Origin of the sequence: Paenibacillus sp. FSL W7-1279 (genome assembly GCF_037969845.1) — a bacterium.
Lineage (GTDB): Bacteria > Bacillota > Bacilli > Paenibacillales > Paenibacillaceae > Paenibacillus_AQ.
The window spans coordinates 6,103,399-6,119,958 of the sequence record NZ_CP150215.1 but is presented as its reverse complement, the minus strand read 5'-3'; the positions used below and the strand labels follow the sequence as shown (position 1 = coordinate 6,119,958).

The following is a 16,560-nucleotide window of genomic DNA, read 5'->3' as shown; positions in this document are numbered from 1 at the left end:
ATTAAACTGAACAGAATTCTACTTGTTAATCAAATGCTGATATGGCTTGTAGTCGATTTCCTTCTTCTGGAGGAAATTCATCAGGAATTTGTAATCTCGCTTCGGCGTAGCCACGATGTAACCTTTGATGCAGTGATCCCGGGTTACTTCGGTTGCGCCGGATTCGACGGCGATTTTGCCGATTTCGGCTGCAATGGAGTGTTTGGCGATATCCCGGAACGGTCCCGGAACAGGCTGCACCAGCTCGTCCAGAAATGCTTTGGATTCATCCGTCCACAGCGGGCGGCTTCGCTCTACCCAGTAATTTTGCCAATCGAGCTTTGATTTGCCGTCGGCTTTGGGAAGCACCTTGAGAAACTTGCGGAACATGAAAAATCCGCCGATGCCCATCAGCCCGAGCATGACCCATCCCCAGAAGGCAATGGAGTTCATGAACCATGACGGCGGCGCACTGGACGACAAATAGCCCATGACGGCCCCTGTGCTCTTCATCTGTATATCACCTCAATGATTATTGTCACATGACACTTTCATGAGAATTATAACGCATTTCTAGATTTATTTCGATATACAAGCTAAAATAGGTGTAATTGTGTGTTAAAAAAGGGGGATGCAGCATGTTGAAAATTGGTTCCCACGTGTCGTTTTCGGACAAGGGATTGCTGACTGCGACGGCTGAAGCCACATCATATGGCTCAAGCTCGTTCATGATATATACCGGCGCACCGCAAAACACGCGTCGCAAGCCGATCGATTCCATGTTTATCGAAGAAGGCAAAGCCGCCATGCAGGAAAGCGGCATTGAGGAGATCGTGGTCCATGCGCCGTACATTATTAATCTCGGATCGTACAAGCCCAACACGTTTGAGCTGGCGGTAAGCTTTTTGCAAGAGGAGATCCGCCGCACGCATGCGGTCGGCGTGAAGAATATCGTTCTCCACCCCGGCGCGTATACCGATAAGGATGCGGAATACGGCATCGACCGAATTGCCGAAGGCCTTAATGAAGTGCTCGGCGGTACGGATGAGACCGAAGTGAAGATTGCACTGGAGACGATGGCCGGCAAAGGCACCGAGATGGGACGCAGTTTTGAAGAAATTGCTTCCATTATTGATAAGGTGAAGTACAATGACCGTTTGGCCATCTGCCTCGACACCTGCCATATTCATGATGCGGGTTATGATATCGTAAATGATCTGGACGGCGTGCTGGAGCAGTTCGACAAGCTGATCGGTCTCGGCCGGTTAACGGTTGTGCACGTGAATGACAGCAAGAATCCGCGTGGAGCGGGTAAAGACCGTCATACGCCGATAGGAACCGGATGGATCGGCTATGAAGCCATTCAAAGAGTCGTTCATCATGAGAAGCTTCAGGGCAGACCGTTCATTCTGGAGACGCCGTGGATCGGTAAAGATCCGAAAACGCAGCGTCCGATGTATGAGATCGAGATTGCGCTTTTGCGCGGGGATGTGGAAGGCCGTTTCGGGCCGACTTTTGCTCAGCAAGTAGAAGAACTGGGTGCTTTCTTTGCGAAGGAAGGCATCGAATCCCGTTCGTTCGTGCTGGATACCTGGACGCTTCTGAAGAATGATGCCAAAGCCAAAAAGGCGGATCCTCGCGAACCGATGGAGCGCCTGTATGATATGGTGATGGCAGCCGGCCTGCTGTCCGACCTTTCGGAGGAGCAGATCAATCAGCGCCTGATCGCTTGGTTGTCCGGTGTTTCCCTGACTTCATAAGCTTCATTAAATGGCTTTATATTCAGAATACTAAGGCATTCTCGGGATAACGTCCGCAAGTCGCGGCATGTTTTCCTGAGAGGCCGATTGACGTTAATTGCAGATTTAAAAGGAGGATCACCAAGTCTCATGGAAATTCACATCAAGAAGGATCTGCCGTCTGCGGCAGGTCAGTACCCTAATCGCGCCCGCATGCTGATCTCCTGTCCGGATGGACCGGGAATTGTGGCGGCGGTCTCCCAGTTTCTGTACCAGCATGGTGCCAACATTGTCCAGTCTGATCAATATACAATGGATCCGGCCGGCGGCATGTTTTTTATGCGGGTTGAATTTGATCTGGAGGATTTGAACACGAAGCTTCCCCAGCTGGAGGAGTCCTTCCGGGAAGTTGCCGATCAATTCCGTATGGAATGGAATATCTACCATGCGGTCCGTAAGAAACGGCTGGCGATTTTTGTTTCAAAAGAAGATCACTGCCTTGTAGAGCTGTTGTGGCAATGGCAGGCCGGCGATCTGGACGCGGATATCGCACTGGTGGTAAGCAACCATCTGGATATGAAGGAATACGTGGAATCGTTCGGTATCCCGTATCACCACATTCCGGTTACGGCGGATACGAAGCCTCAAGCGGAGCAGCGTCAGCTGGACGTGATCGGCGATGATATCGACGTGATTATCCTTGCGCGTTACATGCAGATTATTTCGCCAACCTTTATCGAACATTACCGCAACCGGATTATCAACATCCACCATTCCTTCCTTCCGGCCTTTGTCGGCGGCAAGCCTTATGCGCAAGCCTATAACCGCGGGGTGAAAATTATCGGAGCAACCGCCCATTATGTAACCGAAGAGCTGGATGGCGGGCCGATTATTGAGCAGGACGTGCAGCGCGTTAGCCACCGGGATGATGTCAACGAGTTGAAGCGTATTGGCCGTACCATCGAACGCGTGGTGCTTGCAAGAGCCGTCAAATGGCATGTTGAGGATCGGATTCTGGTGCATAACAATAAAACGGTTGTATTCAACTAACGGTCTGCAAAAGATTTGCAAGCGTACGTAAGATCAGACAGGAAGACAGCCAGCAGGTTCGGAAACAGCACGAACACGATGGCGAGCGATGCCAGAGTAACCGGGCCTGTGCCTGAGATCCATGTAAGGATATGAGGCTGACGATTCATCATAGATAGTACAATGGAGCAGCCCAACACTTTAACGCTGCAATGGATTACCCCTTGATCCCGCTCCTCTTATTGGAGTGGGATTTTTATTTATAGTCGATTTGGTAAAAAAGTCCAGATCCCCCGGTATGCTGAAAATACGGTCCTATACATCTCTTGATGGGAGGAAACGTCAAACTTTTTATAGATTCGACTCGTCAATATAGTTGAACTTGTGAAGAGAACCTTTACATACGTCTTCTGAACATAGGTGTCATTTGTCATGAGAAAGCAATTTATATGTGGAGAGGGGAATCATCAGTTGTCGTTTTATACAAAAAAAACGTGGATGTTGCTGCCGATGATGGCGCTGCTCATTGTTGCAACGTTATCCTTCTCGTTCCCGGCCGGAAACGTCTATGCCGACGGAGCGAAGATTGGCATTCAATCCGAAATGGGTTATCAAGGCAAGATTAAACATGATAAATGGAATCCGCTCAAACTGACCTTAACCAGTGACCGGGATATATCCGGTGACGTGGTCGTGCAGATTCAGAACTACAATGGCTTCGGATATCAAACCTCCTACGTCCAGCAGGTGGACCTGCCGAAGGATACGCCGAAGGAAGTCCTGATCGGCATTCCAGGGGCTGTGCTGAATAAAGATAATAACCAGATCCTCTTCTATGAAGGATCTTATACCAAGGGGAAGCAGATTCCGTTTGCCTCAGGTAAAAATTATGTGCAGGCTTCTCCGTATCAGGGCGCACTCATCGCCGTGTTATCCGATGATCCCGATACGATGAATTTCATGAATGTCCTTAACGGTAAGGGCAACAGCGTGAACGTGTTCCCGCTTAAGAACGCCAGCGTTCCATCGGATGGAATGCTGCTGAACGGACTGGACGTCATCGTGATCAACAATTTTGCCTCCGATACGCTGTCAGAGCCACAACGCAAGGCGATTACAGATTGGGTGAATGGCGGCGGCACCCTGATTCTGGCCGGCGGCGCGGGTTATGCCAAAACAGCGGCACCGTTTGCCGACATCACGCCGGTCGCTGCGGATGGGACCACCGCCGTTCATTCGCTGGCTGAGCTGGAGAAGCTTGGCGGGAAGCCGTTGAAACTGGATGGGGCATTTACCATTTCCACAGCGAAAGCGGTGGAAGGCGCCCAAATCGGAATTGAAGCGGACGGACAACCTTTGTTTGCCTCGAAAGCCTATGGCCAAGGGAGTGTTCAATATGCGGCCTATGATTTGGCCATGGAGCCTGTGAGCTCATGGGCAGGCCATCCGGATGCATGGGCATCGATATTGCGCAATAACCTTCCCATGATGGGCGCGCAGAATGGCATGTACTACAATTCGCTGATGGACAGTTTGAATTACGTTCTGGAGTATTTTCCATCACTGAAGATGCCTTCCTTCACGCTGCTGTTGTGGATGCTCATTATTTATGCGGTCGTCGTTGCCCCGCTGCTCTACTATATCTTGAAGAAGGCGGACAAGCGGGAATGGGCTTGGTTCTTGATCCCGATCATTGCCGTCATCGCGAGCGGTTCCGTTTACGTGGCCGGTTCATCGGACAAGACGCGGGAACTCGCGCACACCATCAACTTGATTGAACTAAACGGTCAGGGGGATGCGGTTAAATCGACGGCTTCCGCATTTTTCACGCCTCGAAGCGGGAACTATGCTTTGGAATTTCCGGAGAATACGTATTTGAAAACGGGACAGTCCCAGACCAGGTTTGGAGGAATGGGTGAGAATAAGAGTTTTGTCCGAGTGGAGCAGGCGTCCACGACGCTGGAGCTTCGCGACATGTCCCAATGGTCATTAGCCAAGGTCTGGGTGGACCGTCAAGGAACCGAGGAGATGGGGCGTCTGGGCATGGATTTGAAGCTGGATGCCAAAGGAGAGTTAAACGGTAAGGTCACCAATGACACGATTAACGATTTGACCGAGGTTGTGCTGGTTGTCGGGGGCAAAGCCTACAAGCTGGGAGATATCAAGAAGGGGGATGCTGCATCCGTTCCTCAGGACCCGAAACAAATCATCAAGTTTACGGGCGGTGACTTGTCCGGGATGCTGTACCCTTATTCGCAGAATGATCCGAAACAGCGTGAGCGCGATATTTTGTCCCAATATGGATATTCCAACAGAATGGTTAACAGGGATGCTTACATCTTGGGATGGAGCAAGGACCATTTGACGAATTATACGCTGAAAGGCGCTGAGGTGGACAGTGATCAGCTCAATTTCTGGATACAGCCCGTGGAGATGGATTGGGGACTGAACGGAGAGATTAACATTCCTTACGGCTTCCTGTCTCCCGAAATATCGCAGGTGAATGCGCCGATGTTCGGGGTTTACCCTCATGGGGTTGAAATGGGACAGGGCAGCTTGATCGCCGAATTCCCGTTAATATCGGAAGGCAACGTGAAGTATTCGGAACTGTCGATGAAAGGCACTAAATTCAACAACAACGTTACGATGGAGATCTGGAACTCGAAGAAGAGCGCATGGGAGCCTGTTACAGACGCGAACAATGTGTTTACCATTACCAAGAATCCGGAGCAGTATATCGTGGGGAATCGGATCCGCTTCATGGTCACCGCCAAGGATCAGACCAACTTTATGATGCCGGAGCTGTCTGTGAAGGGGGAGGCCACTCAATGATCGAGATTAGAAACCTGAGTAAAAAATACGGAACGTTCCATGCGTTGAAGGACATCAGTCTTCATATTGAAAAAGGGACGGTATTTGGATTTGTCGGTCCGAACGGAGCCGGCAAATCCACAACGATGTCCATATTGGCCACCCTGATGCTGCCAACCTCGGGTGTTGCCAAGGTCGGCGGCTTCGACGTGACCCAGCATCCCAAGGAGGTCCGCAAGCGGATCGGCTACATGCCCGATTTCTTTGGCGTGTATGACCAGCTGAAGTCTACCGAATATTTGCATTTTTACGGGGCAAGTTACGGCATTCCGCGCGCCGAGCGGGAACAGCTCATTCCGCAGCTCCTGGAGCTGGTCAACCTGAGCGACAAAGCGGATACCTACGTCGACAGTCTCTCGCGGGGCATGAAGCAGCGTTTATGCCTTGCCCGGTGCCTGGTGCATGATCCGGACGTCTTGATTCTGGATGAGCCGGCTTCGGGGCTGGATCCGCGGGCGCGGATCGAGATGCGTGAAATATTGAAGGAATTGAAGCTGATGGGCAAGACGATCATCATTTCGTCGCATATTTTGCCTGAGCTGGCGGAGATGGTGGATAAAATCGGCGTGATCGAGCACGGCGAGATGGTTGCCCAAGGCAAGGTGGCCGATATTCAGAGCCGTCTCCGCGTAAAAAAAGTCATCCACATCCGCACGCTCGAGCGTGAAGAGGAACTGGCCGAGAAGCTGCGGGACGAACCGTTTGTCACGTCGGTATTGACGGATAACACCGGCGTCCATGTTCACTACGGCGGGGATGACACGCAGCAGAGCGCTCTGCTGCGGCAGGTGGTCTCCTGGGAAATTCCGATTGTCTCGTTTCAGGAAGCGCAGAGCAATCTGGAGGATGTATTCCTCGAAATTACCAAGGGAGGGCCACGCGAATGAATTGGAGCAGAAAGCTAATTAATCCGGTCATTGACAAGGAATTTCGGCTGCGGATGCGTTCTACGCGTTCCATGCTGTCGGTGTTATTTTATGTATTGGCCCTCGGAGCCGTTGCGATGGGTTTCATTTATCTCTTCTTATATTTGGGACAGCGGGGACCACAGCGATTCGATCCGCAGATGAGCCAAATGATGTTCTATGTGCTGAGTTTTGCCCAGCTTGTTCTCATCGCATTCATGGCGCCCGCTCTTACCGCCGGTGTCATCAGCAGCGAGCGGGAGAAGCAAACGCTGAGCATGCTGCTGACAACGCAGCAGAGCTCGGCCACGATTGTGCTGAGCAAGCTGGTGTCGGCGCTCAGTTTCATGACACTGATCGTGCTGGCCACCCTGCCGGTATACAGCATTGTTTTCCTGTATGGGGGGATTTCGCCGAAACAGCTCATATCCGTCTTTATTTTTTATTTATTCGTGATGCTGCTGCTCGGTTCGCTTGGGGTGATGTTCTCGACTTTATTCAAAAGAACCATCGTCGCGATTATTGTCACCTACGGTGCGGGACTGATTATCTTCCTTATAACAGGACTACTGTATTTGTTCTTCATGGGAATTGAACAGCAGAATTTGTATCAAAGCGGCCAGGCGCCAACGCCAGGCAGCTATTCCTGGGTCGGATATTTGCTGGGCTTGAATCCGGCTGGGGCGATGATGAGTTTGTTTAACCCGTCCTTCTCAAAAGACGTGTTCCTGCTGTACGGCGGAAGCTTGAACAGCAAGGCTCCCATTGAATTGTGGCTGGAATTTTTCATCGTCTATTCGGTTGTGATCGTTCTCGCCCTGTGGGTTGCCGTACGGAATATCCGTCCTGTCGCCAGGCGGAAACGTAAGGATAAGAACGAAGAACAGCTCCCGCAAGTATCGGAAATGAAGCGGGACGAAGCGTAACCTAAAGCATAACAGCAGGGTAAGGAGGAAGAGCAATGGACAACATCATGCGTTTTATCGAAGCCGCGAGACGGCGGCTGCAGCGATTCCGCGTCATAACGTATGTTTTATACGGACTGATGGCAGGGTTTGCCGCACTGCTGCTGCTTCTGGTGCTGGGGAGATTCGTGCCCATAGCCTGGCTTCCCGTTGCATCCGTCGCCATTCCTGTCGGGGCAGGCTTCGTAGGTTTGTTATGGGGATGGCTGGACCGGGTTCCGATCGAAGAGGCTGCTTCTGTGATGGATCATGTTCCTGACGAAGCGGAGCGAAGTGACATGATGGTAACGGCACTATCGTTCAAAGAAGAGGAATCGCAGGCTGCAAAATGGCAGCGCGAGCAGGCGGAGCGCTATGGCGCACGTTTTGCAGAGCAATTGCCGAAGCGTCTTCCTTACCCTAACCGTAAAAGACATCTCTTGATCTGTGGCGCTTCGCTGGCTGCCGTGCTCATCCTTGTTTTTGTTCCGAATCCGATGGATAAGAAGGTGGAAGCGGCAAAAGAGGCGCAGAGTTGGATGAAGGAGCAGGCAGCCAAAACTGAAAAGCTGGCGGAAGAACTCCAGAAAGAAACGATCGATCCTGCTGACAGGAAGAAGCTGCAGGAGAAGCTGGATGCCTTGAAAAAAGCGCTGGAGCGTGAGAAGCATCCCGAGCAAGCGCTGGAGAAGCTGGAAGAAGCGATGAAAGAGCTGGAGAAAATGGCGAAACAGCAGGAGGAAAAAGCGAAGGCATTGTCGGAGCTGGCCCAAAAAATGCAGCAGGAGAAGGCGTTGTCCCAGGTGGGGAAAAAGCTTGCCGAAGGCATGGCCGATGAGCTCAAGCAGGAAATGAAGAAACTCACCGAGCAGGTGAAAAAGATGTCCCAGGAAGAGAAGAACGAGCTGGCCGATGCTTTGAAAAAATTGGCAGAGGAAGCAGCAGCCAAGCAACTGGAGGACGGGAAGCTGGAGCAAGAGCTCAAGAAAGCGGCAGACTCGCTGAAGGAAGGCAAGCTGCCGAAAGAGCTGGAAGAAGCGCTCCAGCAGCTGGCCGAGGAGCTGGCTAAAGCGGCTCAAGCTAAAGCCGCATCCGACAGTCAATCGCAATCCGCCGCTTCGCTGGCGTCCTCCCTTGCTTCGCAAGGACTGAGCTTGGCCGATCAGATGACGGCTGCCGGGATGTCGGTATCGGATGCCTGGAGTAACGGCGGCAGTGCGGAGGCGTTGGCGCAGGCGGGATCCGGGGAAGGCTCGGGAGAAGAAGGCGAAGGCTCGGAGGGAAGCCCCGGAGAAGGTGGCTCCGGGGCCGGTCAAGGTCAAGGTCAAGGTCAAGGTCAAGGCGCCGGCAGTGGTTCCGGTTCGGGGAGCGGCTCTGGATCAGGAGCCGGCTCCGGCTCAGGCGGCAGCGGAGGATCGGGAAGCGGAACCGGAAGCGGAGCCGGCTTTGGCTCAGGCGGTCGCGAGCTTGTGACGATCCCTAGGGATTTCAAGGGCAGCGGCAATGTGCAGAACGATTCCGGCGAGATCAAGGGCAGCGGCGGAGATATTCAGAAGGGCGGCGTTTCGCCGACCGTTCCGGGTATGTCCAGGCCTTATGAGGAAGTGTATCGCGATTATGAGACCGAAGCGCGCAAAACGTTAGATCGCAATCCGCTGCCTGACCAGATGCAAGGGTTGGTCGAGGAATATTTCATACAGATCAATCCGAATCCGTAGGGGATGGAAGAATCGATTACGGAAGCTAGAATGAGTACTTGAACTTTACCAAGAAGATGGAGGTTTCGTCCATGTCGGATATAGCAGTGAGACCACAGGAATGGATGGAGAAAATATCAGGCCTGCGGGAACATATCGGCAAGGTGATTGTCGGGCAGCAGGATGTTGTGGAGCAAATGCTCTGGTGTATCTTTGCAGGAGGGCACGCCCTCCTGGAGGGGATTCCGGGTCTCGGTAAAACGATGCTCGTCCGCACGGTGTCGGAAGCGTTGGAGCTATCCTTTTCCCGTATACAGTTCACGCCGGATTTGATGCCGAGCGATATAACGGGCACCAATATCCTATCGTTCGGGCAGCATGGGGACACCGGGATGACCTTTCAAAAGGGTCCGCTGTTCAGCAGCATCGTGCTGGCCGACGAAATTAACCGGGCCACGCCCAAAACCCAGAGCGCCTTGCTGGAGGCCATGCAGGAGAAGACCGTCACGGTGGGTGGGGTAACCCATCAGCTGCCCAAACCTTTCTTTGTTCTGGCGACGCAAAACCCGCTGGAAAACGAGGGAACGTATCCATTGCCGGAGGCGCAGCTTGATCGCTTTCTGCTGAAGATCGAAGTGTCGTATCCAAGCGCGGATGAACTGAAGGAAATCGTGAAGCGGACGACGTCCTCCCACGAATTCCAGGTGGAACGGCAAATGACCGGCGACGAGCTGCTGGAAATCCAGCGCGGAGCCCGGGAAGTGCTGGTTGCCGAGGAAATTTTGGACTATGCGGTTCGTCTGCTCATGATGACGCATCCCGAAGAGGCAGCGGCCCCGGAGGCGGTGCGAAAATACGTCCAGTTCGGTTCCGGACCGCGGGGCATTCAATCTATCATATCAGTGAGCAAGGTCCGTGCATTGTGCAGCGGGCGGATGCATGTATCGACAGGGGATATTCGCGCCGTGGCTTTATCTGCGCTGCGCCACCGTTTGTTCCTGAATTTCGAGGGGCAGGCGCTCGGCATTACGACAGACCATGTCATTCAGGAGGTTCTGCAAGCGCTGGAGGCATCCGCGTGAGCGGGGGCGGGCACCTGCTTCCTCCGGAATGGCTTCCGCGTCTGGAGCGGCTGAGCCTGGATGCCAAGCGGCGGGTTGCCGGGACGCTGCAGGGAAAGAGGCGATCCCGCCGGCTCGGATCGTCCCTCGAGTTTGCCGATTATCGAGTGTATGCACCCGGCGATGATGTCCGCAGGTTTGACTGGGGCGTCTATTCTCGTACGGGAAAAGCATTCGTGCGTCAATTCATGGACGAGCAGGAGCTGACGGTCAGTCTATTCGTGGATTGCTCGGCATCGATGGGGGCTGTCATGTCATCGTCATCCGAACCATCTGCTGCAGATCCGGCAGGAACGAAGGAAAGTCCGAAATGGCTGCTCGCACGTCAACTCGCCGCAAGCATCGGCTACATGGCATTGTCCTCTTACGACAGACTGCAGATCGCCTGTTACAGCCGTTCGATTAACGCCCGCCTTCCGATCATGAGAGGAAAGGGCTCGGCCCATCGCCTGTTTTCGTTCCTGCAAGGGGCAGAAACGGGAGGCGAAGGCAGTTTGGGCGCAGCGCTTGCGGTTCCTGGCGCACTCCCACGGCAGCCGGGGATGACCTGGGTGTTCTCGGATTTTTGGCTCGAGGGCGGCGAGGAGGAGTTGTTCAGGGCGCTTTCCCTTTTATCCGGCACCGGGCAGGAAGTGGTGCTTGTGCATGTGTTGTCGAGGGAAGAACTGGAGCCTAAATTGACCGGCGATTTGCGATTGGTCGACAGCGAAACGATGAGCGGCAAGGAAGTGGCGTTGACGGGTAAAGTGCTCGATGCTTACAAAGAGGAGCTGGAGCGGTACCGGACGATGCTGTCCCGCGTGTGCGCGGAGCGGGGGATGTCTTACGTGCTCATTCCGGCGGACATGCCGCTTACGGATGCGATGTTCGGGGTGCTTGCGGGAGCTGGCCTGGTTACTGGATAGAGCGGGATCCCTTGCAGGGCCCCGTGTCCAAGCATCTGCAGGAGCTTCATACGTATTGGGAAGCTGTTAGACAGGGGAACACCGGAGAATATACATCTATGAAATGCAGGCTTCACGAGCACCTGTTTGTGATCTATATAGAAGAAACAAGAAGAGAACTCAATAAAACAGGAACAGATGACAGGCCTTCATCCGATGCTTTGAGAAAACGTCCAAGTCGTGTTAGTCAGGGGCCACGGGAGTAAGGAGGGGACACGTTGGGGATTCAATCTTGGCTGAGTCTATGGTTCGGTTTAACGCTGCCGGCCATCGTGCTTATGTATATGTTCAAACGAAAATATGTCGATACAACCGTTCCCAGCCATTTGCTGTGGGAGCGGGTGCTTCGGAACCTGGAGGCCAACAGGCCGTGGCAGAAGCTGCAGAACCGGCTTCTGCTGTGGCTCCAGTTGCTTGCTGCTGCGCTGATGGTCTTCGCACTGATGCAGCCTTTTCTGCAGGTGTCTGGCGGAGGCAGCGCCCACGTGGTCATCGTTGCCGATACCTCGGGCAGCATGAGCGCGCAGATTCAGCCATCGGCTGAAGGCGAAGCCGCATCCAGGCTGCAATGGATGCAGGAACGAATAAAGGAATACGTGAAGAACCAAGGGAGACGGAGCGAAATCACCCTCCTGTCCGTGGGAGCAAGTCCCATGACGCTGGTCTCCCATGAAAGCGACCGCACCGTCATTGATAAGGCTGTGGATGGGCTGCGGCCCAATTACGGCCAGGCATCCTACAGGGAAACCTTATCGCTCGCTTCCGCTCTGACACGGGAAGAGCGGGATGCAGAGGTCGTTATTTTTACGGACAGCTACTGGAAGCAGGATACGGCTCCCATAACGTTTCAGGTTCCGGTATCCGTAGAGAAGGTGCAGGGGGAGCTCCCTCTTAACGTGTCCATTGACCAATTCGGCATTTCACCCAAGGGCGAAACAGGTGCATCCTATGGGGCGGTCGCTGTCCTCAGCACGAATGCCAAGGAATCGATGTCGGCTGAAGTGAATCTTTACGGGGATGAACAGCTATTGACCAGCAAGATGCTTGAACTGGAGCCTGGTAAAAAATTAACCGAATCCTTTTCCGATCTGCCGTTTGCGGAAGTGTACCGGCTTGAGTTGTCGCAGGATGACGGATATGCCGCAGACAATCAATCCTTTGCATTCGGTTTGGGTCATGGATCTTCGCGCGTGCTTCTGCTGACTACGGGCAACTTGTTTCTCGAGAAGGCCTTGCAGCTAAGCGGAGCCGAAGTCACCCGGGTTGCTTTGGACGAGTCCAAAGACAAGACCGCCGAGGACAATGGCAGTGCGGATAAGGAGGCGGGTAAGGGCAGCACAGCTGCGGATGTACCGCCCGTGCCCGAAGGCGAATTTGATCTGCTCGTCATCGACGGGGACGTGCCGGAAGGGTTCAAGCAAGGGAAGTGGGCGGAACTGGCCGCCAAAACGCCGCTATGGACGATCGGCGGAGAAGGTGCCAAAGTCGGCAACCAAGGGGGACGCGCCGTACTTGCTAAGCATCCGGTGACCGCCTATGTCACCTTGTCGGGCGTCTATTTTGGCACGCTGGTAGATCAAGCCCCTGCCTGGGGAGAGCCCGTTATAAAGCTGGGGGATCAACCGATCGTCTATGCGGGAAGCGAAAACGGGCGACCGCGCTTGTCGTTTCATTTCCTGCTTCAGGATAGCGATCTTCCGTTATCGCCGGAGTTCCCGGTCATGGTCAGCAATACACTGGAGTGGATGACCTCGGGCAAGGGAAGCGGCCTTGGCCGCTATATGGCTGGAGCGCAAGCGGATATACCGATTGCGGCGGATACGGTAGCGGCAAAATGGGTACCTATGAGCGGTCTTGCTCTTACTGGCGGCATCCCTGCTGCGGAAGCGCTCCGGAATGAACAAGGGATATCGCCGGTACAGCTTGTGCCGGAATATCCGGGGCTGTACGCTTTCGAACAGCAAAATGAAGCGGGTGAGAAGCTTAGATTTTGGCTGGCCGTGACGGCGGATCCATACGAGGCGGATTGGAGCAACGATCAGGGCCCATTCGTAAGTCAAGCGGCTCCGGACTTGGATGAGTCTGAAGCGGGAGAGCATGCCGGGACATCCGGCAGCAACGAAACCGCAAACCGCGCCGGCTCGTTAATGCCATGGCTTGCTGTCTTGGCACTGGCTGTGATCGCAGCAGAATGGGGGGTGTACCAGCGTGGGCGTTCAATTTAGCCAACCATGGTTGTTGCTGCTGTTGATTCCGGCAGGATTATTTCTTTACTATGCATACAAATCGGATTTTCGATTAAACGGCTTTCGGAAGAGACTGGCTTTATTCTTTAGAACCTGCGTCATTCTATTATTGATTCTTATGATTTCGGGTTTGCATGGCTTTACCGTCCTAAGAGATAAACAGGTTGTATATCTGGCTGACCGTTCCGACAGTATGGGGGATTCAGCCCGGATCGCGAGCTGGATTAACGATTCTCTCTCGGCAAAAGGCGAGAAGGATGGCACGGCTGTTGTTTCTACGGGGCTTGAGGGCGCTGTAGAACGGCGGTTAACCTCTGCAGAGAATGCAGGAGCCTCTCTTAATGCACTGCTGGAGCAGCAGTTTACGGGGCTGGAGTCCGGTCTTCAGCTCGCGGGGAGCCTGTTCGAGGGCAACAGCGATTCCAGAATTGTGTTGATCTCGGACGGGGAAGAGAATGTAGGCAGCATGGCAGCGGCCGGGAGGCTGCTGAAGGACCGGGGCATTGCGGTTGATGTGCTTCCGACGCCCAAGCAGGCCATCCGTGACGTTGCGGTGGAGGAACTGAAGGTACCGGATAAGCTGTATCAAGCGGAGTCTTTCTATGTGGAGGTTATGATCCGCAGCACGTTTAAGACCTCCGGTGAGCTGCGCATTTACGAGGACAACCGTGAGATCGGCCGGGAACGCGTGGACGTCACCCCGGGCGAGAACCGGTATGCCGTGAAAGGCCTGGCCAAGAGTCCGGGACTTCACCGTTACCGTGCCGAAATCTTCATGGACGGGGATGAAGCGTCCGCCAATAATGCAGCGTTCGATTTCACCCGGGTGGAAGGTCCGCCGAACGTACTGATCGTGGAAGGAACCCCGGGAACGTCGGGGAATATCACGGCAGCCCTCGAGTCCGGCATGATCGGCACCGAGGTGATTCCGCCGGAACTGCTCCCGCTGGAAGCGGCCAAGTATGCCGTATACGACAGTATCATCTTTAATAACGTTTCGGGCAGTGACGTCGGCGGCAAGCAGATGGAGCTGATCGAGCAGGCGGTCCGAAGCTTTGGCATCGGGTTTATGATGGCGGGCGGCGAGGACAGCTTCGGAATGGGCGGATATTTTAAAACCCCGATCGAAAAGGCGCTGCCGGTCTCCATGGAGCTGGAAGGCAAGCGGGAGATTCCATCCCTGGGCCTCATACTCGTCATCGACCGATCGGGGAGCATGGACGGCAACAAAATCGAATTGGCCAAGGAATCGGCGATGCGAACGGTGGAGCTGCTGAGAGCCAAGGATACGGTCGGCGTTGTCGCCTTTGACGATCAGCCGTGGTGGGTCGTTCCGCCGCAGAAGCTCGGGGACAAGGAAGAGGTGCTCAGCAGCATCCAGTCGATTCCGAGCGCAGGCGGGACCAACATCTATCCTGCCGTTTCCTCGGCGCTTGAGGAAATGCTGAAGATTAAAACCCAGCGCAGACATATCATTCTGATGACCGACGGGCAGTCCGCCATGAATTCCGGTTATCAGGATCTGACCGATACGATGGTGGAGAACAAAATCACGATGTCTTCCGTGGCGGTCGGGATGGATGCGGACACCAACCTGCTTCAATCCTTGGCGGATGCGGCCAAGGGCCGTTACTACTTCGTTGAGGATGAAACGACGCTGCCGGCGGTATTCAGCCGGGAGGCCGTCATGCTGGCCAAATCCTATATCGTGGATAAACCCTTTGTCCCGGCCGTTCAGAACCCGGGCGATTGGGCGAGTCTATTCCAGCAGGGCGTTCCGGGGCTGTATGGTTATGTAGCGACAACGCCGAAGTCTTCCGCCCAGACGATTCTGTCCAGTCCGGAGCCGGACCCGATCCTGTCACGCTGGCAGTACGGATCCGGACGAACGGTGGCATGGACGAGCGATTTAAGCGGAAAGTGGTCCAAGGAATGGGTATCTTGGTCCGGCTTTGCCAACACGTTGACCGAAATCGTGAAGTGGACATTCCCGCAGTTTACGTCGTCGCCCTATGAAGTAACTACCGAGACGGCCGGCAACCAAGTAAAGGTCCAGGTTATGGCAGAGGGCGAGAATCCGCCGGAGAAGCTGAATGCGGTGATCGGGGACGATGAAGCCGGCGAGCAGACGGTTGAGCTCATTCAGGAGGCGCCCGGCCGTTATACCGGACTCGTCAACGTATCCAAGCCGGGAGCCTTCCTCATGTCCCTTGAGGATGCCAGCGGGGAAGAGCCGCTGCAAGCCGCGCCGGGCACCGGTTTTGTTGTGCCGTATTCGCCGGAATACCGGCTATCTTCCGGCAGCGGCGAGGAAGCCATGAAGCGGCTGGCCGAGATAACCGGGGGCCGCGTGCTATCCTGGGATAACCCGGCCGAAGTGTTCGACCGGCAGGCGACCTCGCGGATGAATCTCCATGATTGGAGTTATCCGCTGCTGGTGGCGGCCCTGCTGCTGTGGGTCGCCGACATCGCCGTGCGGCGCCTGGCTCTGCCATGGGGCGCCATCGGCGCTAGGGTGGCCGCCCTGATCCGCAGGCGGCCTGTACCTGCCGGCGAGGCCGGGCGTGACGCCGGCCTCGAGCGGCTGGCGGCGCGCAAAGCCCGCGCCGCCCAGTTCTACGGCGGCAGCTCCGCGAAGCCGCCGCCGCAGGCCCCGCCCGCGCGCGAACGCAGCGGCGCGGGCCAGGGCGCCGGGGGCGGGAACCCCGCCCCGGCACCTAGCGCAGCTCCGGCAGGGGGCCGAAAGGCCCCGCCGGAGGCGCGCGATTCGCAGCGGGCGGATGCCCCGCTGCGGGAAGAGCGGCCGGCGCAGACGAAGCCGGCCGCAAGCCAGGGCGCGCGCAAGGGAAGCGCGCCCACGCCACCCCCGCCCCCGCCGCCGCAGGCGCAGGGGACGGCAGCGGCCGGCCCGGGGAGACCGGGCCGGCTCCGGAAGGAGGCTCCTCCATGGATCGCCTCCTCAAAGCCAAAAAACGCGGCACGCGCTGATGTGCCGCCTCATGCTTCGGCCGAAGCTGTCTAATGTGCAGCTTCGGCCGAAGCTTTTTTAATTGTCGAATGAAGTAACTTTTTCCATGCCGCCGAT

At 55.1% G+C, this 16,560-nt stretch carries 11 protein-coding genes; 10 read left to right on the top strand and 1 reads right to left on the bottom strand.

The features are described from left to right. Positions 1-18 precede the first annotated feature (18 nt). Complete coding sequence (locus tag MKY82_RS27645) at positions 19-492, bottom strand: DUF2621 domain-containing protein (protein ID WP_009594427.1); 474 nt, start codon at positions 490-492, stop codon at positions 19-21. A gap of 125 nt (positions 493-617) precedes the next feature. On the opposite strand from MKY82_RS27645, the gene MKY82_RS27640 reads away from it, so the two are divergent. The 10 genes from MKY82_RS27640 to MKY82_RS27595 all read left to right on the top strand — a co-directional run bounded on the left by MKY82_RS27640 (position 618) and on the right by MKY82_RS27595 (position 16,497). After that, complete coding sequence (locus MKY82_RS27640) at positions 618-1,739, top strand: deoxyribonuclease IV (RefSeq protein ID WP_339294810.1); 1,122 nt, start codon at positions 618-620, stop codon at positions 1,737-1,739. A 129-nt stretch (positions 1,740-1,868) separates the two neighbouring features. Then, positions 1,869-2,768, top strand: a complete 900-nt coding sequence (gene purU, locus MKY82_RS27635; protein WP_216530669.1) for a formyltetrahydrofolate deformylase — start codon at positions 1,869-1,871, stop codon at positions 2,766-2,768. A 411-nt stretch (positions 2,769-3,179) separates the two neighbouring features. Then, the gene (locus MKY82_RS27630) at positions 3,180-5,579 is read left to right on the top strand and encodes a hypothetical protein (protein WP_339294809.1); all 2,400 of its coding nucleotides are present in this window, start codon (positions 3,180-3,182) and stop codon (positions 5,577-5,579) included. Further along, positions 5,576-6,505 carry an ABC transporter ATP-binding protein gene (locus MKY82_RS27625; RefSeq protein ID WP_339294808.1) on the top strand — a complete coding sequence of 310 codons (930 nt, stop codon included), beginning with the start codon at positions 5,576-5,578 and terminating at the stop codon, positions 6,503-6,505. Before MKY82_RS27630 ends, MKY82_RS27625 begins: the two co-directional genes overlap by 4 nt. After that, positions 6,502-7,449, top strand: a complete 948-nt coding sequence (locus MKY82_RS27620; protein ID WP_339294807.1) for an ABC transporter permease — start codon at positions 6,502-6,504, stop codon at positions 7,447-7,449. The genes MKY82_RS27625 and MKY82_RS27620 overlap by 4 nt, the downstream gene beginning before the upstream one ends. Positions 7,450-7,484: 35 nt before the next feature. After that, positions 7,485-9,185, top strand: coding sequence for a phage tail tape measure protein (locus MKY82_RS27615; protein ID WP_339294806.1), 1,701 nt, complete (start codon positions 7,485-7,487; stop codon positions 9,183-9,185). A 71-nt stretch (positions 9,186-9,256) separates the two neighbouring features. After that, complete coding sequence (locus tag MKY82_RS27610) at positions 9,257-10,246, top strand: MoxR family ATPase (protein ID WP_071222606.1); 990 nt, start codon at positions 9,257-9,259, stop codon at positions 10,244-10,246. After that, complete coding sequence (locus MKY82_RS27605; protein WP_071222607.1) at positions 10,243-11,190, top strand: DUF58 domain-containing protein; 948 nt, start codon at positions 10,243-10,245, stop codon at positions 11,188-11,190. The genes MKY82_RS27610 and MKY82_RS27605 overlap by 4 nt, the downstream gene beginning before the upstream one ends. A 257-nt stretch (positions 11,191-11,447) precedes the next feature. Next, complete coding sequence (locus MKY82_RS27600) at positions 11,448-13,454, top strand: VWA domain-containing protein (RefSeq protein WP_339294805.1); 2,007 nt, start codon at positions 11,448-11,450, stop codon at positions 13,452-13,454. Next, complete coding sequence (locus MKY82_RS27595) at positions 13,438-16,497, top strand: VWA domain-containing protein (RefSeq protein WP_339294804.1); 3,060 nt, start codon at positions 13,438-13,440, stop codon at positions 16,495-16,497. The genes MKY82_RS27600 and MKY82_RS27595 overlap by 17 nt, the downstream gene beginning before the upstream one ends. Positions 16,498-16,560: the final 63 nt, after the last annotated feature.

Bases quoted from the DNA above. Each gene is read 5' to 3' on its own strand.
- MKY82_RS27645 (WP_009594427.1), bottom strand. From the start codon at position 492: ATGAAGAGCACAGGGGCCGTCATGGGCTATTTGTCGTCCAGTGCGCCG.
- MKY82_RS27640 (WP_339294810.1), top strand. From the start codon at position 618: ATGTTGAAAATTGGTTCCCACGTGTCGTTTTCGGACAAGGGATTGCTG.
- purU (WP_216530669.1), top strand. From the start codon at position 1,869: ATGGAAATTCACATCAAGAAGGATCTGCCGTCTGCGGCAGGTCAGTAC.
- MKY82_RS27630 (WP_339294809.1), top strand. From the start codon at position 3,180: ATGAGAAAGCAATTTATATGTGGAGAGGGGAATCATCAGTTGTCGTTT.
- MKY82_RS27625 (WP_339294808.1), top strand. From the start codon at position 5,576: ATGATCGAGATTAGAAACCTGAGTAAAAAATACGGAACGTTCCATGCG.
- MKY82_RS27620 (WP_339294807.1), top strand. From the start codon at position 6,502: ATGAATTGGAGCAGAAAGCTAATTAATCCGGTCATTGACAAGGAATTT.
- MKY82_RS27615 (WP_339294806.1), top strand. From the start codon at position 7,485: ATGGACAACATCATGCGTTTTATCGAAGCCGCGAGACGGCGGCTGCAG.
- MKY82_RS27610 (WP_071222606.1), top strand. From the start codon at position 9,257: ATGTCGGATATAGCAGTGAGACCACAGGAATGGATGGAGAAAATATCA.